This window comes from Streptomyces sp. GL_141, from assembly GCF_057834385.1.
This window is the reverse complement of record NZ_CM174402.1, coordinates 1,406,217-1,426,763: the sequence shown is the minus strand read 5'-3', so window position 1 is coordinate 1,426,763 and position 20,547 is coordinate 1,406,217. Positions and strand designations below refer to the sequence as shown.

Below are 20,547 nucleotides of genomic sequence, written 5' to 3'. Positions count from 1 at the left end.
TCAACCAAAGGATTGATGTCTTGGTGCGTCCTTCGATACGAGGATCTCTACTGTGGCGCGATGCCTTGTGTCCACGCGGAAGACCAAGGTGGGGAACATGTTCGTCGCATGGAGAGATCTACGGTTCGCGAAGGGCCGCTTCGCCCTGATGGGCTCGGTCGTACTGCTGATCACGCTGCTGGTCGGCCTGTTGTCCGGGCTCACCGCGGGCCTGGCCCGGGAGAACATCTCGGCCATCACCGGCCTGCCCGCCACCACCCGCCTCGCGTTCGCCGCGCCCGCCGGGGACCAGAAGGTCTCCTTCACCAACTCCCAGGTGCCCGAGAAGGCCTGGCTGGCCTGGCGGGAGCAGCCCGGGGTGACCTCGGCGCAGCCGCTGGGCATCCGCACCACCAACGTCGTCTCGGGTGAGCGCACGGCGGCCGTGTCCGTCTTCGGTGTGGATCCGGCGGGCCCCCTCGCACCCCGGGGGAGCGGGCTCACCCAGGGCGGGGTGGTCCTCACGGAGAAGGCCGCCAAGGAGCTCGGCGGGCTGACCGCCGGAGCCAAGCTCCGGATCGGCCAGGTCGAGATGACGGTGGCCGCCGTCTCCGGCACCGCCGCCTACAGCCACACCCCCGTCGTCTGGATGGACCTCAACGACTGGCAGCGCATCGGGAACCCCGGCACCTCCATCGACACCCTCGCCACCGTCGTGGCCCTGGACGGCAAGGACGGAGTCGACTGGGCGGCCGGTGACGAGGCCACCGCCACCAAGGCGCAGACCGTCGACGAGGCGCTCGGCGCGATCGGCTCCTACACCTCCGAGAACGGCTCGCTCCAGCTGATGCGCGGGTTCCTCTTCGCCATCTCGGCCCTCGTCATAGGAGCCTTCTTCACGGTGTGGACCATCCAGCGCAGCGGGGACATCGCCGTGCTGAAGGCGCTGGGTGCCTCCACCCCGTACCTCCTCAAGGACGCCCTCGGGCAGGCCGTGGTGATGCTGGCGCTCGGTACCGGTGCGGGCACCGCGCTCGCGGCCGGCTTCGGAGCGCTGATCAGCGGCGGGGACGTGCCCTTCGTGCTCGACGCCGCGACCGTGCTGGTCCCGGCCGCCGTCATGATCGCGCTCGGCGCGCTGGGCGCCGCCCTGTCCATCCGGCGGATCACCGCCGTCGACCCCCTGACCGCTCTCGGGAGCGCCCGATGACCCTGCTCGTGCACGACGTCACGCTCACCTACCCGGACGGCGACGGCCGCCTCACGGCGCTGGACGCGGTCGGCCTGGAGGTGCCCGCGGGCACCCTGACGGCGGTGGTCGGCCCCTCCGGTTCCGGGAAGTCCAGCCTGCTGGCGGTCGCCGCCACCCTCGTCACGCCCGACGCGGGTCGGGTGGTCGTCGCCGGGCAGGACACCTCGACGCTCGGCGCGGGCGAGAAGTCGGCGCTGCGCCGGGAGAAGATCGGCATCGTCTTCCAGCAGCCGAACCTGCTGGCCTCGCTCACCGCCGCCGAACAGCTCCAGGTGATGGCCCACCTCTCGGGCCGGCCCGCGCGGGCCCTGCGCCGGCGGGCCCTGGAGCTGCTGGACGCGGTGGGACTGGCCGACAAGGCCGACAAGCGGCCGCACCAGCTCTCCGGGGGGCAGCGCCAGCGGATCAACATCGCCCGCGCCCTGATGAACGAGCCCGCCGTGCTGCTGGTCGACGAGCCGACCAGCGCCCTCGACCACGAGCGCGGCGCCGCGATCCTGGACCTGCTGGTCACCCTCACCCGGGAGCGCTCCACCGCCACCGTGCTGGTCACCCACGACCACGCGCACCTGGAGCGGATGGACGCCACGGCGACGATGACGGACGGCCGTCTGACGCAGGGCGCGGAGCCCGTCCCGGCCCCGTAGAACCTACGAGGAAGGCCCCGGCACCCCTTCGAAGGGGTGCCGGGGCCTTTCCCGTACGCGGGTCCCCTACGCGGGGTTCTGGCTCTGCAGGGCCACCGACAGCTCGGCCGCGACGCCCTGGAGGATCGGCACGAAGGACTCGGCGACGGCCTCGGTCACCCGGCCGGCCGGGCCGGAGATGGAGATCGCGGCGGCGGTCGGCGAGTTCGGCACGGAGACCGCCAGGCAGCGGACTCCTATTTCCTGCTCGTTGTCGTCGACGGCGTAGCCCACCCGGCGGACGACCTCCAGGGCCTCCAGGAAGCCCTCGGGGGTGGTGATGGTCTTCTCGGTCGCGGCCGGCATCCCGGTGCGCGAGAGGAGCGCCCGTACCTCGTCCGCGGGGGTGTAGGCGAGCAGCGCCTTGCCCACGCCGGTGGAGTGCGGCAGCACCCGGCGGCCGACCTCGGTGAACATGCGCATCGAGTGCTTGGACGGCACCTGGGCGACGTAGACGATCTCGTCCCCGTCGAGCAGGGCCATGTTCGCGGTCTCGCCGGTCTCCTCCACCAGACGCGCCAGGTAGGGGCGGGCCCAGGTGCCCAGCAGCCGCGACGCGGACTCGCCGAGGCGGATCAACCGGGGTCCGAGGGAGTACCGTCGGTTGGGCTGCTGCCGGACATAGCCGCACGCCACGAGGGTGCGCATGAGGCGATGGATGGTGGGCAGCGGCAGACCGCTGGCGGCGGAGAGCTCGCTGAGGCCGACTTCGCCCCCGGCATCGGCCATGCGTTCGAGCAGATCGAAGGCGCGCTCAAGGGACTGGACGCCACCGCTGGCGGCGGTGGGCTTGGTGGAGGCGTCGGTGGTGCTGGCGCTGGACGTCGGCACGGGCGCGGTCCTTTCGGTGCTGGCAGGCAAGCAAGCAGCCTACCGGTCGGTCTGCGTCGGCCCTAGAGCCGGGGCAATGCCGTCCCCGCCGGTCAGAGGCGGTTTGTCCTGGTGGCGGAGGTCCCCGGGAAGTTACCGGTCCGGTTCCTGGTGGTGGTAGCTACATTCTGCATAGCGAAATCTTAATTCCATCCTGTGGAAACCTCCAATTGCGATACGCCGCCGTCAGTGGTCCGTCCGGGCGCTCTTGACTGGTTCCGGATCGACGTGAAGACTCCGTCAACAGAACGTTGAATTTCGCTCTGTGGAAGTAGATGGGGAGGTTCCGGTGTCCGACCTGGCTGTGGAACTGGTACTGCGCTCGACGCGCGTCATCACCCCCGAGGGGACGCGTGCCGCTTCGGTGGCCGTCGCCGGCGGGAAGATCGCGGCCGTGCTGCCGTACGAGGCCGACGTACCGGCCGGTGCCCGGCTGGAGGACTTCGGCGACGACGTGCTCCTCCCCGGCCTGGTCGACACCCACGTCCACGTGAACGACCCCGGTCGTACCGAGTGGGAAGGCTTCTGGACGGCCACCCGCGCCGCCGCGGCCGGTGGCATCACCACCATCCTCGACATGCCGCTCAACTCCCTGCCGCCGACCACGACCACCGCCAACCTGGTGGTCAAGCAGGACGTGGCCCGGACCAAGGCGCACGTGGACGTCGGCTTCTGGGGCGGTGCCCTGCCGGACAACGTCAAGGACCTGCGCCCGCTGCACGACGCCGGCGTCTTCGGCTTCAAGTGCTTCCTGTCGCCCTCCGGCGTCGACGAGTTCCCCCTCCTCGACCAGGAGCAGCTGGCCGCCTCGCTCGCCGAGATCACCGGCTTCGGCGGCCTGCTGATCGTGCACGCCGAGGACCCGCACCACCTGGAGTCCGCGCCGCAGAACGCGGGCCCCAAGTATGCCGACTTCCTGGCCTCCCGCCCCCAGGACGCCGAGAACACCGCGATCCAGAACCTGATCGACCAGGCGAAGCGACTGAACGCGCGCGTCCACGTCCTGCACCTGTCCTCCGCCTCCGCGCTGCCGCTGATCGCCGCGGCCAAGGCCGAGGGCGTGCAGATCACCGTCGAGTCCTGCCCGCACTTCCTCACCCTGACGGCCGAGGAAGTCCCGGACGGCGCCACCGAGTTCAAGTGCTGCCCGCCCATCCGCGAGTCCGCCAACCAGGACGTCCTGTGGGACGCGCTCGCCGACGGCACGATCGACTGCATCGTCTCCGACCACTCCCCCTCCACCGCGGACCTCAAGACCGGCGACTTCGCCACCGCGTGGGGCGGCATCTCCTCCCTCCAGCTGGGCCTTCCGGCCATCTGGACCGAGGCGAAGAAGCGCGGCCGCACCCTCGAGGACGTCGTCCGCTGGATGTCCGCCGCCCCGGCCGCCCTCGCCGGTCTGGCGAGCAAGGGCGCGATCGAGGCCGGCCGCGACGCCGACTTCGCCGTGCTGGCCCCCGAAGAGACCTTCACCGTGGACCCCGCGGAACTGCACCACCGCAACCAGGTCACGGCGTACGCGGGCAAGACCCTGCACGGCGTCGTGAAGTCCACCTGGCTGCGCGGCACGCAGATCGCCGACCACGGCACCCCGTCCGAGCCCACCGGCCGACTCCTTGAAAGGCAGAACTGACAGTGGCGATTGAATCCTTCACCGGCAACGCGAACCCGTACGGAGGCGGCGACCCGTACGCGGACTACCGCAGCGCGGACTTCCCGTTCACCCAGTACGCGAACCTCGCCGCCCGTGAGCTCGGCGCCGGTGTCATCGAGGCCAACGACGAGTTCTTCGCCCAGCGCGAGAACCTGCTGATCTCCGAGGCCGCGCACTTCGACCCCGAGGACTTCGGCCACAAGGGCAAGGTCATGGACGGCTGGGAGACCCGCCGCCGCCGCGGCATCTCCGCCACCCAGCCCTGGCCGACCCCCGAGGACCACGACTGGGCGCTCGTCCGGCTGGGCGCCCCCGGCGTCATCCGCGGCATCGTCGTCGACACCGCCCACTTCCGCGGCAACATGCCGCAGGCCGTCTCCGTCGAGGCCACCAACTGGGAAGGCGCCCTCGCGCCGACCCCGGCGGAGCTCCAGGGCGACGACATCAAGTGGACGACCATCGTCGCCCGCACCCCGGTCGGCGGCCACGCGGCCAACGGCTTCGAGATCGACGTCGAGCAGCGCTTCACGCACCTGCGCGTGAACCAGCACCCCGACGGCGGCATCGCCCGCCTGCGCGTCTACGGCGAGGTCGTACCCGACCCCAAGTGGCTCGCGGCGCTCGGCTCCTTCGACGTGGTGGCCCTGGAGAACGGCGGCTCCGTCCAGGACGCCTCCAACCGCTTCTACTCCCCGCCGACCAACACCATCAACCCGGGCCGCTCCCGCAAGATGGACGACGGCTGGGAGACCGCCCGTCGCCGCGACAACGGCAACGACTGGATCCGCTACCAGCTCGTCGCCGAGTCCGAGATCCGCGCCGTCGAGATCGACACCGCGTACCTCAAGGGCAACTCGGCCGGCTGGGCCTCGCTGTCGATCAAGACGGGCGAGGAGGGCGAGTGGACGGAGTTCCTGCCGCGCACCCGCCTGCAGCCCGACACCAACCACCGCTTCGTGCTCGACGCCCCGGCGGTCGGCACGCACGTGCGCATCGACATCTTCCCGGACGGCGGCTTCTCCCGCCTGCGCCTCTTCGGTGCGCTGACGGAGGCCGGCACCGCCGCGCACACCGCCCGCCACCAGGAGCTGGGCGGCTGACGCCACCCTCGTGACCGCCCCGGGGGCCGACACCCCCGGGGCATGCGCGAACACCCCGCAGGGGCGCACCGTTTCGACGGTGCGCCCCTGCGGGCGTTCCCGCGTGCGCGGGCCGCTACCCTGCCGTTACGGCAGACACCCGGGGGGCGGACGATGACGGACGGTGCACCGCGCACGATGCGCCGGCGGTACGAGGACACGCTGGCCAGGTTCGAGAAGGACGTCGACGTCTGGGTCGCCACCGCGGACGCCGAGGGCGTCCCGTGCCTCGTGCCCCTCTCGTTCCGGTGGGACGGCGCGACGTTCCTGCTGTCGACCGGGCGCACCCTGCCCACCGGCCGCAACCTCGCCGACGGCGGCCGGGCCCGGCTGGCCTTCGGCGCCACCCGCGACGTGGTCCTCGTCGAGGGCACCGCGACCCGGCTGGAGGCGGCGGACCTCGCGCCCGGCGAGATCGAGGCCTTCGCCGCGCACTCCGGCTTCGACCCGAGCGCCCTCAAGACGCCCTACCCGTACTTCCGGATCACGCCCGTGTGGATCCAGGCCTGGCGCGAGGTGAACGAGATCGCCGGACGCGACCTGATGAAGCAGGGCCGCTGGCTGCCGTTTCCCTGACGGCCTACGCCGCGTGGCCGCCGTCCACCGAGAACTCGGCGCCCGTGACGTAGCCGGAGTCCGGTCCCGCGAGGAAGGACACCATGGCGGCCACCTCCTCCGGGGTGGCGAAGCGGCCCAGGGCCGTCATGGCCGACTGCGGTGCGGCGTAGGGGCCGTCCGCCGGGTTCATGTCGGTGTCCACCGGGCCCGGGTGGACCAGGTTCGCGGTGATCCCGCGCTCGCCGAGCTCACGTGAGAGGGCCTTGGTCAGGCCGGTCAGCGCCGCCTTGCTCATCGCGTACAGGGTGCCGCCCGGGCCCGGCACCCGCTGGGTCATGCAGCTGCCGATGGTGATGATCCGTCCGCCCCGGCCCATCCGGCCGGCCGCGGCCCGGGAGGCCAGGAAGGTGCCCCGGACGTTGACCGAGAGGACCCGGTCCACGTCCGCGGTGGTCAGCCCCTCCAGCGGTCCGAGCACGCCCACCCCGGCGTTGTTCACCAGGACGTCGAGCCGGCCCAGGCCGCGTACGGTCTCCTCCACCGCCCCGGCGGCCCGTTCGGCGTCCCCCGCGTCGGCCCGCAGGGCCAGGCCGCGCCGACCGAGCGCCTCGATCTTGTCTTCCTCCCGCATCGGTTGGTTGCGAGTTCAATGAAATCCTCCGGGGAGCAACGGCGCTGGCGGGAATCGGACATCGCGTTCGCGCGCGCCGGAGCGATGAGTTCGCGGCGGCCCGGGAGTCTGAACCCGTGACAGTGCACGTACCGGAGCCAAGGAGCGCAGTGCTATGGGAAAGCTGACCCTCACCACCTTCCTGACCCTCGACGGCGTGATGCAGGCCCCGGGCGGCCCGGAGGAGGACCCCAGCGGCGGGTTCGCGTACGGCGGGTGGCTCGTGCCCTTCGCCGACGAGGGCATGGGGGAGTTCATCACCGAGGTCTTCGACCGGGCCGGGGCCTTCCTCCTCGGGCGCCGGACCTACGAGATCTTCGCCTCGTACTGGCCGCAGCACGACGACCCCGCCGACCCGGTCGCGAGCAGGCTGAACCGGCTGCCCAAGTACGTGGCCTCGACCACGCTCAAGGAGCCCGCCTGGGGCCCCGCCACCGCGATCGACGGGGAGCAGCTGCAGAGCGAGGTCGTACGGGTCAAGGACGCCACCGAGGGGGAACTGCAGGTGCACGGCAGCGGCGCCCTGGCGCAGTGGCTGCTCGCGCGGGACTTGGTGGACGAGCTGAACCTGCTGGTCTTCCCGGTCTTCCTGGGCGGCGGGCGGCGGCTGTTCCCGACGGGCGGGCTGCCGACGGCCTTCGAGCTGACGGGCTCCCGCACCACCTCGGCCGGCACGGCCATCCACAGCTACCGGCCGAAGGGGCGCGCCGCGTTCGGCACCTTCGAGTGACGCGGGGCCCCGGCCCGCCCGCGGGTGGGCCGGCCCGGGATCAAAAGGCTCGACCGGCCGATCATGCTCGGGTAGCTTGGGCTCGCCCCCCGTGCGAGCCGCCGAAGTCTCCACCTGCCTTCTGCCGTTGGAGAACCGGTGTCCACCATCGCCGCCCCCGCACCCGTCGCCGCCCCCCGCAGGGCCTGGCTCGCGGATCTGCCGGTCCTGCTCGTCGCCGTCGTCTGGGGCGGCAGCTACCTCGCCGCCAAGGGCGTCACCACCACGCACACCGTGATCGCGGTGCTCGTCCTGCGCTTCGCGCTGGTCCTGCCCGTCCTCGCCGTCGCCGGCCGGCGCAAGCTGCGCGCGCTCACCCCCGCCCAGCTGCGCGGCGCCGGGATCCTGGGACTCGTACTCGGCGGAATCTTCCTGCTGGAGACCTACGGGGTCGTCCACACCTCCGCCACCAACGCCGGGCTCATCATCAGCCTGACCATGATCTTCACCCCGCTCGCCGAGTCGGCCGTCCGGCGCGAAGCCCCCTCGCCCGCCTTCCTCGGCGCCGCGGCCGTCTCCGTCAGCGGAGTCGTGCTGCTCACCCAGGGGGCGGGCTTCACCACCCCGAGCCTCGGCGACCTCCTCATCCTCGGCGCCGCGCTCGCCCGGACGGCGCACGTCCTGCTCATGGCCCGGATCAAGGCCGTGCAGGAAGCCGACTCGCTCTCCCTGACCACCGTCCAGCTCGGGACCGCCGTCGCCGTGTTCGCCGTACTGGCCCTGCTGCCCGGCACCGGGGCGAGCCCCTGGGCGGCCGCCGCCGACTTCGGCGCGGCCGAGTGGGCCGGGCTCGCCTTCCTCTCCGTCTTCTGCACCCTGTTCGCCTTCTTCGTGCAGATGTGGGCCGTCCGCCGCACCTCGCCCTCGCGGGTCAGCCTGCTGCTCGGCACCGAACCCCTCTGGGCCGCCGCGGCGGGCATCGCCCTCGGCGGCGAGCGGCTCGGCGCGGCCGGCTTCGCGGGGGTCGCCCTGGTGCTCGCGGGTACCGCCTGGGGGCGTCGCGCGGCTGGCTGAACGAATGGCCGAAAGCCGCTCGGGACCGATCAACTCCCGGTCTAGGGTGGCGACATGCCCGTTCTGGACCTCAGTACGATCGCCGAAGACTTCAACGAGAACCCGTACCCCCACTACGCGCGCATGCGTGCGGAGGGGCCCGTCCACCGGGTGAAGGCGGCGGACGGCCAGGAGGTCTGGCTGATCGTCGGTCACCAGGAGGCCCGCCAGGCCCTCACCCACCCCGCGGTGTCCAAGAACTGGCTGACCTCCGGGCTCTACACGGACCGGGCGCAGACCGAGGCGAGCGCCAACATGATGCGCGCCGACCCGCCCGACCACACCCGGCTGCGCCGGCACGTCTCGCGCTCCTTCGCCTCCGGCCGGATCGAGGGACTGCGCCCGCGCGTCCAGGAGATCGTCGACGGACTGCTCGACGCCATGGAGGCCCTCCCCGGGCGCCGCGCCGACCTGATCGAGGCCTTCGCCCAGCCGCTGCCCATGACCGTGATCTGCGAGCTCCTCGGGGTTCCGGAGGCCGACCGCGGCGCCTTCCACGGCTGGATCACCGAGATGGTCTCGCCCACCGGGGTCGAGGCCGAGAACGCGGCCGTGCGCGCCATGACCTCCTACACGGCCGAGCTCGTCGACGCCAAGATCGCCCGCCCCGGCCAGGACCTGCTCAGCGACTGGGCGACCAGCCGGGGGGACGACGGAGACCGGCTCTCCCGGCAGGAGCTGGTCGCCATGGCCGTCGTGATGATGGTCGGCGGGCACCAGACCACCGTGCACCTGATCTCCAACGGGATGCGGGCGCTGCTCACCCACCCCGACCAGCTCGCCGCCCTGCGCGCCGACCCCGGCGGACTGATCGACGGCGCCGTCGAGGAGATCCTGCGCTACGACGGCCCGGTGGAGACGGCCACGTTCCGCTTCGCCGGCACGGACCTGGAGATCGGCGACACCTTCATCGAGGCGGGTTCCGCCGTGCTCGTCTGCCTCGCCGCGGCCGACCGGGACCCCGCCCGCTTCGACCGCCCCGAGACCTTCGACATCCGCCGCCCCGGCCGCGGCGGGCACATCGCCTTCGGACACGGCATCCACCACTGCGTCGCCGCCCCGCTCGGCCGGCTGGAGGGCCGGATCGCGATCCGGTCCCTGGTGGAGCGCTTCCCGGACCTCCGGGAGGAGCCGGCCGTCCTGGAATGGGCCCCCGGGACCCTGGTCCGGGGAACGACCCGCCACCCGGTGCGCTGGTAGCGGGCGTGCGCGGGAGCCGCGGGACGGCAGCAACGGGCGGGGCGGCCGGGTCGGCCGGCTTGGGGACCCCGGGTGCCCGGACTGCCCGGATACGGGCCTCAGAGGTCCGGGAGCTCCTCCAGGGCCACCCGGCGCCGCTCGCGCCGCGAGAGCTCGCAGGCCTCCGCCACCCGGAACGCGGCGAGCGCCTCGACCCCGTCGCACGGGTTGGGGCCGTCGCCCCACACCAGCCGGACGAAGGCCGCCAGCTCGGCCTCGTAGGCGGGGGCGAAGCGCTCCAGGAACCCCGGCCACGGTTTGGTCGCCGGGGGCGGGCCCTGCGGTTCGGTCGAGGCGATCGGCGTACGGTCGTCCAGCCCGGTGGAGACCTGGTCCAGCTCCCCGGCCAGCTCCATCCGTACGTCGTACCCGGCGCCGTTGCACCGCGTACCGGTACTGGAGACCAGCGTCCCGTCGTCCAGGGTGAGGACGGCGGCGGCCGTATCGATGTCGCCCGCCTCCCGGAACGCGGGCGGCCCCGCGTCCGACCCGGTCGCGTACACCTCGCGCACCTCGCGCCCCGTCACCCAGCGGACCATGTCGAAGTCGTGCACCAGGCAGTCCCGGTACAGCCCGCCCGAGGTCCGCAGGTACGCGGCGTTCGGCGGCGAGGGGTCCGCGGTCGTGGTCCGTACGGTGTGCAGCCGGCCCAGGGCCCCGGAGCGGACCAGCTCGCGCGCCGTCGTGTAGCCCGCGTCGAAGCGGCGCATGAAGCCGAGCTGGAGCACCCCGCCGACCGCCGCCACCTCGCGCAGCACCGTCAGGGTGCGCTCCAGGTCCGGGGCGACCGGCTTCTCGCAGAACACCGGCAGCCCGCCGCGGACCGCCCGTACGACGAGGTCCGCGTGCCCCTCGGTGGCGCAGGACACCACCAGGGCGTCCACGCCCCAGGTGAAGATCTGCTCGACGGTGGGCGCGGCGGTGGCCCCGAGCCGGTCGGCGAGCCGCACCGCCCGCGCGGGGTCGGCGTCGGCGAGCAGCAGCGAGCTCGCGTCCGCCTGCCGGGCCAGTGCCGCCGCGTGGAAGGAACCGATCCGGCCCGTTCCGATGAGCCCGATGCGCATGCACTCAACCTGACCCCGTCCGGGGGAGCTGTCAATCTGTCCCGCTGTGTCCGGCACGTTCCGCAATGGCCCCGATGACCTTGCATGGTGCACTGTGACGGATACTGGGCGGCTGCGGCGTGAAACATATGACCGTTTCGGCGACCGGGCACCGCGGCGGGACAGCGCTCGCGGAAGGGCCCGGCAAGCGACCCGACAAGCGAAAGGCACGGGCAGACGTGGCTAGGGTTCGGACAGGGGTACGCCTCGTGGGCGCGGTGCTCGCGGCGGTACTGGGTGCCTCCCTCGTGGGCTGCAGCAGTACGGGCGGCAAGCGCGCCGAGGACCGCGCGAAGGCCGAGGCGGCGGGCCGGCCCGCCGTTTCCACCCCGCGCTGGACCTTCGCGATGGTCACCCACGCGGGAGACGGCGACACCTTCTGGGACATCGTGCAGAAGGGCGCCAAGGAGGCCGCGGCGAAGGACAACATCAACTTCGTCTACGCCCACGACGACCAGGCACAGCAGCAGGCCCAGTTCGTCCAGAACGCCATCGACCAGAAGGTCGACGGGCTGATCGTCTCCCTCGCCAAACCCGAGGCGCTCAAGGACGTCCTCGCCAAGGCCGTCAAGGCCGGCATCCCGGTGATCACGGTCAACTCCGGATCCGCCCAGTCCGCCGCGTACGGGGCGCTCACCCACATCGGCCAGGACGAGGAGATCGCCGGCGAGGCGGTCGGCACCGAGCTGGGCAAGCGCGGCCGCAAGAAGGCCGTCTGCGTCCTGCACGAACAGGGCAACGTCGGCCACGAGCAGCGCTGCGCCGGAGCGAAGAAGACCTTCGGCGAGTCCGGCGGGACCATGGAGAACCTGTACGTCGAGGGCACCAACATGCCGTCCGTCCAGGCCGCCCTCCAGGCCAAGCTCCAGGCCGACCCCTCCGTCGACGCGATCGTCACCCTCGGCGCGCCCTTCGCCCCCACGGCCGTCAAGGCCAAGGACGCGGCGGGCAGCAAGGCCGAGGTCGACACCTTCGACCTGAACGCCTCCGTGGCCCGCGACCTGAAGTCCGGCGCCCTCGGATTCGCCGTCGACCAGCAGCCCTACCTCCAGGGCTACGAGGCCGTGGACCTGCTCTGGCTCTACCGCTACAACGCCGACGTGCTCGGCGGCGGCCGCCCGGTGCTCACCGGGCCGCAGATCGTCACGGGCACCGAGGCGGCCACGCTGGAGAAGTTCATCAACCGGGGCAGCCGATGAGCACCGGCACCACCACCCAGGCCCCCGCCCCCGCCCCGCGCGACGAGCGGCTCGCACCCACCTCGCTGCTGCGCCGCCTGCTCGGCCGGCCCGAGCTCGGCGCGGTGGTCGGGGCGGCCGCCGTCTTCGTCTTCTTCTCCTTCGCCGCCGACAGCTTCCTGCGGGCCTCCAGCCTGAGCACGATCCTGTACTCGGCCTCCACCATCGGCATCATGGCCGTCCCGGTGGCCCTGCTCATGATCGGCGGCGAGTTCGACCTGTCCGCCGGTGTCATGGTCACCTCGTCGGCGCTGCTCAGCTCGATGTTCAGCTACCAGATGACCGCCAACGTCTGGGTGGGCGTCCTCGTATCGCTGCTGGTCACCCTGGGGATCGGGTTCTTCAACGGTTTCATGCTGACCCGCACGAAACTGCCCAGCTTCATCATCACGCTCGGCACCTTCCTGATGCTGACCGGCCTGAACCTCGGCTTCACCAAGCTGATCAGCGGCTCGGTCTCCACGAAGACCATCGCCGACATGGAGGGCTTCTCCTCCGCCCGCGCGCTCTTCGCCTCGCAGTGGACCTTCGGCTCGGTCACCCTCAAGGTCACCATCCTGTGGTGGCTGGTCCTGGTCGCCGTGGCCACCTGGATCCTGCTGCGCACCCGCGCCGGGAACTGGATCTTCGCCGTCGGCGGCGGCGCGGACGCGGCCCGCGCGACCGGCGTGCCGGTCGTGAAGACCCGCATCGGCCTGTACATGGGCGTCGCGCTGTGCGCCTGGATCTCCGGGCAGCACATCCTCTTCTCGTTCGACGTGGTCCAGTCGGGCGAGGGCGTCGGCAACGAGTTCCTCTACATCATCGCGGCCGTCATCGGCGGCTGTCTGATGACCGGCGGCTACGGCTCGGCCATCGGCTCCGCCGTGGGCGCCTTCATCTTCGGCATGACCAGCAACGGCATCGTGTACGCCCAGTGGAACCCGGACTGGTTCAAGTTCTTCCTCGGCGCGATGCTGCTGCTGGCCACGCTGCTCAACGCATGGGTCCGCAAGCGGGCGGAGGCGAAGTGACGATGACCGACACCGGAACCGAGAAGTCCCCGGCGGCCGCCCCCGCCCTGGTGAAGCTGACCGGGGTCAGCAAGTACTACGGCAACATCCGCGCCCTCCAGGACGTCTCCCTGGAGGTCTCGGCCGGCGAGATCACCTGCGTCCTCGGCGACAACGGCGCCGGCAAGTCCACCCTGATCAAGATCATCGCCGGGCTGCACCGGCACGACGCCGGCACCTTCGAGATCGAGGGCGAGGAGACCGTCCTCGCCAACCCGCGCGCCGCCCTCGACCACGGCATCGCCACCGTCTACCAGGACCTCGCCGTGGTCCCGCTCATGCCCGTCTGGCGCAACTTCTTCCTCGGCTCCGAGCCCACCAAGGGCCGCGGCCCCTTCCGCCGCCTCGACGTGGAACTCATGCGCCGGACCACCCGCGCCGAGCTGCTGCGCATGGGCATCGACCTGCGCGACGTGGACCAGCCCATCGGCACCCTGTCCGGCGGCGAGCGGCAGTGCGTGGCCATCGCCCGCGCCGTCCACTTCGGCGCGAAGGTCCTCGTACTCGACGAGCCCACCGCCGCCCTCGGCGTCAAACAGTCCGGGGTGGTCCTCAAGTACGTCGCCGCGGCCCGTGACGCGGGCCTCGGCGTGGTCCTGATCACGCACAATCCGCACCACGCCCACCTGGTCGGGGACCGGTTCGTGCTGCTCAAGCGCGGCACCATGGCGGGCAGCCACACCCGTGACTCGATCACCCTGGACGAGCTCACCCGGCAGATGGCGGGCGGCTCCGAGCTCGACGAACTGAGCCACGAACTGGAGCGAGTGGCAGAATCAGGACCTGACAGCGCATCCGCCACCCCACCGGCCACTCCATCCGATCCGGCATCCGGCCCCACCGCGGGCCCCGCCGCACCATGAGGGACGACACGACTCGATGAGCACGTACCGGGACTTCACGCTCGCCCACCGGGGGGCGGCGCGAGGCACCGTCCTGCGGACCATCGGGACCCGTGAGCGCAGGTCGCACCTGACCGCCCCGCGCGTTCCGACCGTCGGCATCGACATCGGCGGCACCAAGGTGATGGCCGGGGTCGTCGACGCCGACGGGGTCATCCTGGAGAAGATCCGGACCGAGACCCCGGACAAGTCCAAGAGCCCCAAGGTGGTCGAGGACACCATCGTGGAGCTGGTCCTCGACCTCTCCGACCGGCACGACGTGCACGCCGTGGGCATCGGCGCCGCCGGCTGGGTCGACGCCGACCGCTCCCGCGTCCTGTTCGCCCCCCACCTGGCCTGGCGCGACGAACCGCTGCGCGACGCGCTCCAGTCCCGGCTCGCGGTCCCGGTCATGGTGGACAACGATGCCAACACCGCCGCCTGGGCCGAGTGGCGCTTCGGCGCCGGCCGGGGCGAGGACCACCTGGTCATGATCACCCTGGGCACCGGGATCGGCGGGGCCATCCTCGAAGGCGGCCAGGTCAAGCGCGGCCGCTACGGGGTCGCCGGCGAGTTCGGCCACATGCAGGTGGTCCCCGGCGGACACCGCTGCCCCTGCGGCAACCGCGGCTGCTGGGAGCAGTACAGCTCCGGCAACGCCCTGGTCCGCGAGGCCCGCGAGCTGGCCGCCGCCGACTCCCCGGTCGCGTACAACCTCATCGCCCGGGTCGGCGGCAACGTCCACGAGATCACCGGGCCGCTCATCACCGAGCTGGCCCGCGAGGGCGACGCCATGTGCGTCGAGCTCCTCCAGGACATCGGCCAGTGGCTCGGCGTCGGCATCGCCAACCTCGCGGCCGCCCTCGACCCCTCCTGCTTCGTCATCGGGGGCGGTGTCAGCGCCGCCGACGACCTGCTGATCGGCCCCGCCCGCGACGCCTTCCGCCGCCACCTCACCGGCCGCGGCTACCGCCCCGAGGCCCGCATCGCCAAGGCCCAGCTCGGCCCCGAGGCCGGCATGGTCGGCGCCGCCGACCTCTCCCGGCTCGTCGCCCGCCGCTTCCGCCGTGCCACGCGCCGGCGCGTGGAGCGGTACGAGCGCTACGCGCAGTTCGGCCGGCGCGACACCGCCACCGGCCCCGAAGACCAGGACCAGCAGTGACACCGCCCTCCCTGCCCCGCCAGGCCCCGTCCCCCGACGAGCGGTCCGGCGCGCCCACCCCCGCCGAGGACCGCAAACACGTGGTGCGCCGCCGCTGGATCACGGCGATCATCATCCTGCTGCTGGTCGGCGTCCCGGCGGGCTATCTCGCCGTCTCCGCCCAGCAGAGCCGCCAGAGCGGCCGCGACAAGGCCGCCAAGGTCGGCGCCGCCAAGGTCCGCACCGCCTGGCCCTCCAAGGTGCAGCGCAGCATCTACGAGGTCCCGATCCCGGTGAAGGCCTCGCGGGTCGGGTACCTGGAGACCAACAACTGGCACACCAGCCGCCTGTACGTGCAGTTCGGAGTCACCCCCGAGGAGCTCGACACCTTCCTCGCCGAGGTCGGCACCAGCCGGGAGGACCTGACCCGCGGGGTGTCGATCTCCCCGAGCGACACCGCGACCGCGGGCTGGCGCTGGGGCTCGAAGGGCAGCTGGTACGGGACCACCCTGGACGCCCCGGACCCCCGGCCCACCCGCGACATCACCGTCGACCTCAGCAAACCCAGCTACCCCAAGGTCTACGTGGTCTCCACGGCGGTGCCGTAAGCCGCACCGGGCCCCTGCCCCGCGGGTACAGTGCGCCCCGGGGGCGGAGCCGTAGCGCAGAGGTCGTCGCGCGCGGTCTCCAAAACTGCGAGGACGCCGGTTCGAATCCGGTCGGCTCCGTCTTCCCACCGTGCAGCGGCGCCCGCGACGCTAGCCTTGGATCATGAAGCTCACCAAGCGGCTGCACTCCTGCGTCCAGCTGGAGAAGGACGGGCGCGTGCTCGTCATCGACCCGGGCGCCTTCAGCGAACCGGACGCCGGCCTCGGCGCCGACGTCCTGCTCGTCACCCACGAGCACCCCGACCACTTCGAGGAGGGCCGGCTGCGCGCCGCCCTCGACGCGAACCCGGCGGCGCGGCTGTGGACCCTGCGCAGCGTCGCGGAGAAGCTCGCCCCCGCCTATCCGGGCCGCGTCCACACCGTGGGGCACGGGGACGCCTTCACCGCGGCCGGCTTCGACGTCCAGGTGCACGGCGAGCTGCACGCCGTGATCCACCCGGACATCCCGCGGATCACCAACGTCGGCTACCTGGTGGACGCTTCCGTCTTCCACCCGGGGGACGCGCTGACCGTGCCCGCGACCCCCGTCGAGACCCTCATGCTCCCGGTGCACGCGCCCTGGAACAAGATCGCCGAGGTGATCGACTACGTGCGCGAGGTCAAGCCGCGCCAGACCCTCGCCATCCACGACGCCGGTCTGACCGACCTCGTACTGCCGATCTACGCCAACCAGATCGGCAACCTCGGCGGCGCCGAGTACGGCCGACTCACCCCGGGGCACGCCGCCGACCTGTGACTGTCGGTGCCGGGCGGTAGGTTGGACGGCATGCGTATCGCCACGTTCAACGTCAACTCGATCACCGCCCGGCTGCCGCGCCTGCTGGCCTGGCTGGAGAGCTCCGCCGCGGATGTCGTGTGCATCCAGGAGACCAAGTGCTCCGCGGAGCAGTTCCCGTACGAGGAGCTCCGTGCGCTGGGCTACGAGTCGGCCGTCAACGCCACCGGACGGTGGAACGGCGTGGCCCTGCTCTCCAAGGTCGGCCTGGAGGACGTGGTCGTGGGGCTGCCCGGCGGGCCCGACTACGAGGGCGTCCAGGAGCCCCGCGCCATCTCCGCCACCTGCGGCGGCGTGCGCGTCTGGTCGGTGTACGTGCCCAACGGGCGCGAGGTCGAGCACGACCACTACGGCTACAAGCTGGAGTGGTTCCGGGTCCTGTCCACCGCCATCGCCGAGGACGCGGCGGGGGAGCGCCCCTTCGCGGTGCTCGGCGACTTCAACGTGGCCCCGACCGACGAGGACGTCTACGACCCGGCGGTCTTCGAGGGCCTCACCCACGTGACCCCGGCCGAGCGGGCCGCCCTGGAGCAGCTGCGGGCGGCCGGGCTCTCCGACGTCTTCCCGCGCGCGCTCAAGTACGACCGGCCGTACACCTTCTGGGACTACCGGATGCTGGCCTTCCCGAAGAACCGGGGCATGCGCATCGACCTGGTCTACGGGAACGAGGCCTTCGCCAAGGCCGTCACCGACTCCTACGTGGACCGCGAGGAGCGCAAGGGCAAGGGCGCCTCCGACCACGCGCCGGTCGTCGTCGACCTGGAGGTCTGATCGATCCGCTCCACGGCTGAATCCACGGCGGACGAGGCCGGGGCGGCGGGCGTGGCGTCGGGATGTGTGCGGGTCGCCGGGTGATGATGACGCGGTGCGACTTGATCACGTGTCCTATGCGGTGGCCCGCGACAGCTTCGTCTCGACCGTCCAGTGGATCGGATCGGCCCTGGGCGCCGGGTTCGTCGACGGTGGCGTGCATCCGCGGTTCGGCACCCGAAATTTCATTCTCCCGCTGAGCGGCGGCACCTACGTCGAGGTCGTCACCACACTCGACCACCCCGCCGCCGACCGCGCACCCTTCGGCCAGGCGGTCGCGCGCCGCGCCGCCGAGGGCGGCGGCTGGCTCGGCTGGGTGGTCTCCGTCGAGGACATCGCCCCGGTCGAGGCCCGCCTCGGCCGCACCTCGGCCGAAGGCCACCGGGTCCGCCCCGACGGGTTCGACCTGCGGTGGAAGCAGATTGGCCTGCTGGAACTGCTGGAAGAACCGCAACTGCCCTACTTCCTTCAGTGGTCGGTCCCCGCCGAGGAGCGCCCGAGCGCCGACCCGCGCACCTCCACCACCATCCACGGGGTCTCCATCGCCGGCGACGCCGCCTCCATCGCCGAATTCCTCGGCGAACCGGCCGACCACCCCCTCGACCAGATCGACGTCACCTGGGTCGAGGACGAGGAGCCGGGCCTGGTCGCGGTCGAGTTCGCCACCGCCCACGGCCCGGTCACGATCTGACCGGGGCCCGACCGCCCCGGCCCGGAGGTCCGGCCCCGGGGTCCTGCCCGGCCGGAGCACCGAAGCGTGCGAGGCAGTGCCACACCTTCTTGAGTGCCTGCTCGTCACCGCGGCCGGCGAGCAGGGCGTCCCCGATGATCCGGGGATCGAGCCTGCCGCCCACCGCGATGGCCGCGCCCAGGTCGACGTACTCCTGTCCGCGGTAGCCGGGGTGCAGCCGCAGCTCCCCGACACGGAGCCCGAACCCGCCGTGCCACTCCAGCGCGCAGGGCAGACGCCGTGCCGCCGCCTCCACCGCCGTGCCGCGGTAGCACGGGTCCAGGACCAGCGCCTCCACGTCGCGGTCCAGCTCGACCGGTCCGTGGACCTGGGCCTCGACGTAGTCGTCGAGGTCGTCCTGGTCGTCGGCCTCGGCCAGCCGGATCAGCGGCATGCGGGCCGCGACACCGAAGTCCGAGGGTTCGAGGAAGCTGTCGGGATAGCAGAACGTGGTCCGTGCCAGGGATCGCGCGGTCAGCCGGAAGTGGGCGGATCCGAAGCGCGGTGCACCGCCGGCCGGCTTGTGGCGGAAGTTCAGGGCCCCGTAGACGGGCCGCTCGTGGGCGGGCGCCCCGTCGTAGGCCCGGTCGAAGATCCTGCTCTCCCAGCGCCACCGGTCACCGCCGGGGTGGGCGGTCAGGCCGCCGTTGCTCACGCCCGTGACGAACTGTGAGCGGTAGGTGCCCTCGCGCGCCAGGGCGTCCAGGACCGTCCTGCCGCGCACCTGCCGGTCCGGGTGGAAGTTGACGGTCACGCGCAGGGCCGGATCGACGGGATCGCCGGACGACAGCCCCGTGACATGGCGAAGGGCCCGTTCCTGCGGGGTGCCCGGGGCCTCGGAGTTCATCGTGGCAGTCTCGCTCAGGGTGATCGTCCGGTGCACGCCGATTGTCCCCGCGGCCCGTGATCCTCAGGCGCGTCCTATGGCCGGTCGCGGATCCTGGTGTCAGGCTGGCCCCATGAACATCCCTTTCCTGGCCAACTGGATCAACCGACATGAAACGGACCGGGGTGCGGGACTCGCCGCGGCCCTCGCGGACGATCCGGAGGGCATCAACGAGTTGTTCGCGGAATGCGAGATGCTGCGCGCCCACGCGCGCTCGGCCGGGCTCGAACTCGACGAGAGCCCGCGCTCGTTGGAGGAGATCGACCAGCTGATGCCGCGCTGGCGCCGGGATCCGGAGATCACCCCGTGGCTCGGCAACGACGCGGGCTTCTACCTCGGGACCGTGATCATCCGCTCCGTTCCGGGCGCCGCCTGGCAGGTGTGGCCCAACGGGCAGCCGATGATCCGGCTCGCCTCGGGCCGCGAACTGAACGTGGTCGAGTCGGGGGTGTCCTGGGCGATGACGGGATCCCCCGAGCTCAGCCAGGCGTACGCCGAGGCCTCGGAAGGCTGAGCTGCCACGTAAGGCTGACCTCGCGGGCCTTTATGCGGCTTTTAGGCGTGTCGCGGTGAAGTGCCCTTCCGCGGCTGGATAGTTTGCGCTGACCTCGACACACCGACAAGTGGGCAGGGCAGCGTATGGCCGTCGATCCGTTGATCGAGCTGCGGGACGTCAACAAGCACTTCGGACAACTGCACGTCCTCCAGGACATCAACCTCACCGTCGGCCGCGGGGAGGTGGTGGTGGTCATCGGCCCCTCCGGATCCGGGAAATCGACCCTGTGCCGGGCGATCAACCGGCTGGAGACCATCGAGTCGGGCACGATCACGCTCGACGGGAAACCGCTGCCGGCCGAGGGCAAGGAGCTCGCCGCGCTCCGCGCGGACGTGGGGATGGTCTTCCAGTCCTTCAACCTCTTCGCGCACAAGACGGTCCTCGCCAACGTCTCCCTCGCCCAGATCAAGGTCAGGAAGCGCAAGAAGGAGGAGGCGGACAAGCGCTCCCGCGAGCTACTGGAACGGGTCGGCCTCGCGAACCAGGCCGAGAAGTTCCCGGCCCAGCTCTCCGGCGGCCAGCAGCAGCGCGTGGCCATCGCCCGCGCACTCGCCATGAACCCCAAGGCCCTCCTCTTCGACGAGCCCACCTCCGCGCTCGACCCGGAGATGATCAACGAGGTGCTGGAGGTCATGCAGCAGCTCGCCGCCGAGGGCATGACCATGGTCGTGGTCACCCACGAGATGGGCTTCGCCCGCTCCGCCGCCAACCGCGTCGTCTTCATGGCCGACGGAAAGATCGTCGAGGACCGGACCCCGGAGGCCTTCTTCACGGCCCCCGAGAGCGACCGGGCCAAGGACTTCCTCTCCAAGATCCTCAAGCACTGAGGGGCGGCCCG

The 20,547-nt window shown here is 71.8% G+C and carries 22 protein-coding genes and 1 tRNA gene; 19 read left to right on the top strand and 4 right to left on the bottom strand.

The genetic code is table 11. From position 1 onward, the window contains the following. Window positions 1-97 precede the first annotated feature (97 nt). A complete protein-coding gene (locus tag AC3IX6_RS06240; protein ID WP_489369238.1) occupies window positions 98-1,189 on the top strand; it encodes an ABC transporter permease in 1,092 nt (363 codons plus the stop codon). Continuing rightward, window positions 1,186-1,878, top strand: a complete 693-nt coding sequence (locus AC3IX6_RS06235) for an ABC transporter ATP-binding protein (RefSeq protein WP_489369237.1) — start codon at window positions 1,186-1,188, stop codon at window positions 1,876-1,878. Before AC3IX6_RS06240 ends, AC3IX6_RS06235 begins: the two co-directional genes overlap by 4 nt. A gap of 66 nt (window positions 1,879-1,944) precedes the next feature. On the opposite strand, the gene AC3IX6_RS06230 is transcribed toward AC3IX6_RS06235, so the two are convergent. Further along, window positions 1,945-2,748 carry an IclR family transcriptional regulator gene (locus AC3IX6_RS06230; protein ID WP_274550203.1) on the bottom strand — a complete coding sequence of 268 codons (804 nt, stop codon included), beginning with the start codon at window positions 2,746-2,748 and terminating at the stop codon, window positions 1,945-1,947. Between the two features lie 337 nt (window positions 2,749-3,085). Here AC3IX6_RS06230 and allB point away from each other — a divergent pair, with 337 nt between their 5' ends. The 3 genes from allB (at window position 3,086) to AC3IX6_RS06215 (ending at window position 6,156) form a co-directional block, all read left to right on the top strand. Continuing rightward, window positions 3,086-4,420, top strand: a complete 1,335-nt coding sequence (gene allB / locus AC3IX6_RS06225; RefSeq protein ID WP_489371351.1) for an allantoinase AllB — start codon at window positions 3,086-3,088, stop codon at window positions 4,418-4,420. Between the two features lie 2 nt (window positions 4,421-4,422). After that, window positions 4,423-5,541, top strand: coding sequence for an allantoicase (gene alc / locus AC3IX6_RS06220; RefSeq protein WP_327303516.1), 1,119 nt, complete (start codon window positions 4,423-4,425; stop codon window positions 5,539-5,541). Window positions 5,542-5,694: 153 nt separating this feature from the next. After that, window positions 5,695-6,156: a pyridoxamine 5'-phosphate oxidase family protein gene (locus AC3IX6_RS06215; protein WP_489369236.1), complete on the top strand. Its 462-nt coding sequence runs from the start codon at window positions 5,695-5,697 to the stop codon at window positions 6,154-6,156. A gap of 4 nt (window positions 6,157-6,160) precedes the next feature. Here AC3IX6_RS06215 and AC3IX6_RS06210 read toward each other — a convergent pair whose 3' ends face one another. Next, on the bottom strand, window positions 6,161-6,769 hold the full coding sequence (locus AC3IX6_RS06210; protein ID WP_489369235.1) for an SDR family NAD(P)-dependent oxidoreductase: 609 nt from the start codon (window positions 6,767-6,769) through the stop codon (window positions 6,161-6,163). Between the two features lie 154 nt (window positions 6,770-6,923). Here AC3IX6_RS06210 and AC3IX6_RS06205 point away from each other — a divergent pair, with 154 nt between their 5' ends. The 3 genes from AC3IX6_RS06205 (at window position 6,924) to AC3IX6_RS06195 (ending at window position 9,830) form a co-directional block, all read left to right on the top strand. Further along, window positions 6,924-7,538: a dihydrofolate reductase family protein gene (locus tag AC3IX6_RS06205; RefSeq protein WP_489369234.1), complete on the top strand. Its 615-nt coding sequence runs from the start codon at window positions 6,924-6,926 to the stop codon at window positions 7,536-7,538. Window positions 7,539-7,676: 138 nt separating this feature from the next. Then, entirely contained in the window at window positions 7,677-8,591 is a 915-nt protein-coding gene (locus AC3IX6_RS06200; protein ID WP_489369233.1) for a DMT family transporter, read from the top strand. Between the two features lie 54 nt (window positions 8,592-8,645). Next, window positions 8,646-9,830, top strand: a complete 1,185-nt coding sequence (locus AC3IX6_RS06195) for a cytochrome P450 family protein (RefSeq protein ID WP_489369232.1) — start codon at window positions 8,646-8,648, stop codon at window positions 9,828-9,830. A gap of 98 nt (window positions 9,831-9,928) precedes the next feature. Here AC3IX6_RS06195 and AC3IX6_RS06190 read toward each other — a convergent pair whose 3' ends face one another. Beyond that, complete coding sequence (locus AC3IX6_RS06190; protein ID WP_489369231.1) at window positions 9,929-10,933, bottom strand: Gfo/Idh/MocA family protein; 1,005 nt, start codon at window positions 10,931-10,933, stop codon at window positions 9,929-9,931. A gap of 218 nt (window positions 10,934-11,151) precedes the next feature. Here AC3IX6_RS06190 and AC3IX6_RS06185 point away from each other — a divergent pair, with 218 nt between their 5' ends. The 9 genes from AC3IX6_RS06185 to AC3IX6_RS06145 all read left to right on the top strand — a co-directional run bounded on the left by AC3IX6_RS06185 (window position 11,152) and on the right by AC3IX6_RS06145 (window position 18,228). Next, a complete protein-coding gene (locus tag AC3IX6_RS06185; protein WP_489369230.1) occupies window positions 11,152-12,171 on the top strand; it encodes a sugar ABC transporter substrate-binding protein in 1,020 nt (339 codons plus the stop codon). Next, window positions 12,168-13,223: an ABC transporter permease gene (locus AC3IX6_RS06180; protein WP_489369229.1), complete on the top strand. Its 1,056-nt coding sequence runs from the start codon at window positions 12,168-12,170 to the stop codon at window positions 13,221-13,223. The genes AC3IX6_RS06185 and AC3IX6_RS06180 overlap by 4 nt, the downstream gene beginning before the upstream one ends. Before the next feature lie 2 nt (window positions 13,224-13,225). Further along, window positions 13,226-14,125: an ATP-binding cassette domain-containing protein gene (locus AC3IX6_RS06175; protein ID WP_489369228.1), complete on the top strand. Its 900-nt coding sequence runs from the start codon at window positions 13,226-13,228 to the stop codon at window positions 14,123-14,125. Window positions 14,126-14,141: 16 nt separating this feature from the next. Continuing rightward, window positions 14,142-15,305 (top strand): ROK family glucokinase, encoded by a 1,164-nt coding sequence (locus AC3IX6_RS06170; RefSeq protein WP_489369227.1) that lies wholly within the window; start codon window positions 14,142-14,144, stop codon window positions 15,303-15,305. Then, window positions 15,302-15,892, top strand: coding sequence for a hypothetical protein (locus tag AC3IX6_RS06165; RefSeq protein ID WP_489369226.1), 591 nt, complete (start codon window positions 15,302-15,304; stop codon window positions 15,890-15,892). Before AC3IX6_RS06170 ends, AC3IX6_RS06165 begins: the two co-directional genes overlap by 4 nt. 45 nt (window positions 15,893-15,937) lie before the next feature. Continuing rightward, window positions 15,938-16,012, top strand: a tRNA-Trp gene (locus AC3IX6_RS06160). 43 nt (window positions 16,013-16,055) lie between these two features. After that, window positions 16,056-16,688 (top strand): MBL fold metallo-hydrolase, encoded by a 633-nt coding sequence (locus AC3IX6_RS06155; protein ID WP_489369225.1) that lies wholly within the window; start codon window positions 16,056-16,058, stop codon window positions 16,686-16,688. Between the two features lie 30 nt (window positions 16,689-16,718). Further along, window positions 16,719-17,498, top strand: coding sequence for an exodeoxyribonuclease III (locus tag AC3IX6_RS06150; protein ID WP_489369224.1), 780 nt, complete (start codon window positions 16,719-16,721; stop codon window positions 17,496-17,498). 94 nt (window positions 17,499-17,592) lie between these two features. Next, window positions 17,593-18,228: a VOC family protein gene (locus AC3IX6_RS06145; RefSeq protein WP_489369223.1), complete on the top strand. Its 636-nt coding sequence runs from the start codon at window positions 17,593-17,595 to the stop codon at window positions 18,226-18,228. Here AC3IX6_RS06145 and AC3IX6_RS06140 read toward each other — a convergent pair. Then, the gene (locus tag AC3IX6_RS06140) at window positions 18,218-19,114 is read right to left on the bottom strand and encodes a DUF3626 domain-containing protein (RefSeq protein WP_489369222.1); all 897 of its coding nucleotides are present in this window, start codon (window positions 19,112-19,114) and stop codon (window positions 18,218-18,220) included. The two genes, AC3IX6_RS06145 and AC3IX6_RS06140, sit on opposite strands and share 11 nt — an antisense overlap. Before the next feature lie 112 nt (window positions 19,115-19,226). Between AC3IX6_RS06140 and AC3IX6_RS06135 the strand changes: the two genes are divergently transcribed. Together AC3IX6_RS06135 and AC3IX6_RS06130 are read left to right on the top strand one after the other, a co-directional pair. Then, window positions 19,227-19,667: a DUF6278 family protein gene (locus AC3IX6_RS06135; protein WP_489369221.1), complete on the top strand. Its 441-nt coding sequence runs from the start codon at window positions 19,227-19,229 to the stop codon at window positions 19,665-19,667. A gap of 125 nt (window positions 19,668-19,792) precedes the next feature. After that, complete coding sequence (locus tag AC3IX6_RS06130; protein WP_250740493.1) at window positions 19,793-20,536, top strand: amino acid ABC transporter ATP-binding protein; 744 nt, start codon at window positions 19,793-19,795, stop codon at window positions 20,534-20,536. The last annotated feature ends 11 nt before the right edge of the window (window positions 20,537-20,547 follow it).

What these genes read in the sequence shown, in the direction of transcription:
- AC3IX6_RS06240 (WP_489369238.1), top strand. Translation starts at nt 98, where the DNA reads ATGTTCGTCGCATGGAGAGATCTACGGTTCGCGAAGGGCCGCTTCGCC.
- AC3IX6_RS06235 (WP_489369237.1), top strand. Translation starts at nt 1,186, where the DNA reads ATGACCCTGCTCGTGCACGACGTCACGCTCACCTACCCGGACGGCGAC.
- AC3IX6_RS06215 (WP_489369236.1), top strand. Translation starts at nt 5,695, where the DNA reads ATGACGGACGGTGCACCGCGCACGATGCGCCGGCGGTACGAGGACACG.
- AC3IX6_RS06210 (WP_489369235.1), bottom strand. Translation starts at nt 6,769, where the DNA reads ATGCGGGAGGAAGACAAGATCGAGGCGCTCGGTCGGCGCGGCCTGGCC.
- AC3IX6_RS06205 (WP_489369234.1), top strand. Translation starts at nt 6,924, where the DNA reads ATGGGAAAGCTGACCCTCACCACCTTCCTGACCCTCGACGGCGTGATG.
- AC3IX6_RS06195 (WP_489369232.1), top strand. Translation starts at nt 8,646, where the DNA reads ATGCCCGTTCTGGACCTCAGTACGATCGCCGAAGACTTCAACGAGAAC.
- AC3IX6_RS06190 (WP_489369231.1), bottom strand. Translation starts at nt 10,933, where the DNA reads ATGCGCATCGGGCTCATCGGAACGGGCCGGATCGGTTCCTTCCACGCG.
- AC3IX6_RS06180 (WP_489369229.1), top strand. Translation starts at nt 12,168, where the DNA reads ATGAGCACCGGCACCACCACCCAGGCCCCCGCCCCCGCCCCGCGCGAC.
- AC3IX6_RS06175 (WP_489369228.1), top strand. Translation starts at nt 13,226, where the DNA reads ATGACCGACACCGGAACCGAGAAGTCCCCGGCGGCCGCCCCCGCCCTG.
- AC3IX6_RS06170 (WP_489369227.1), top strand. Translation starts at nt 14,142, where the DNA reads ATGAGCACGTACCGGGACTTCACGCTCGCCCACCGGGGGGCGGCGCGA.
- AC3IX6_RS06155 (WP_489369225.1), top strand. Translation starts at nt 16,056, where the DNA reads ATGAAGCTCACCAAGCGGCTGCACTCCTGCGTCCAGCTGGAGAAGGAC.
- AC3IX6_RS06150 (WP_489369224.1), top strand. Translation starts at nt 16,719, where the DNA reads ATGCGTATCGCCACGTTCAACGTCAACTCGATCACCGCCCGGCTGCCG.
- AC3IX6_RS06140 (WP_489369222.1), bottom strand. Translation starts at nt 19,114, where the DNA reads ATGAACTCCGAGGCCCCGGGCACCCCGCAGGAACGGGCCCTTCGCCAT.
- AC3IX6_RS06135 (WP_489369221.1), top strand. Translation starts at nt 19,227, where the DNA reads ATGAACATCCCTTTCCTGGCCAACTGGATCAACCGACATGAAACGGAC.
- AC3IX6_RS06130 (WP_250740493.1), top strand. Translation starts at nt 19,793, where the DNA reads ATGGCCGTCGATCCGTTGATCGAGCTGCGGGACGTCAACAAGCACTTC.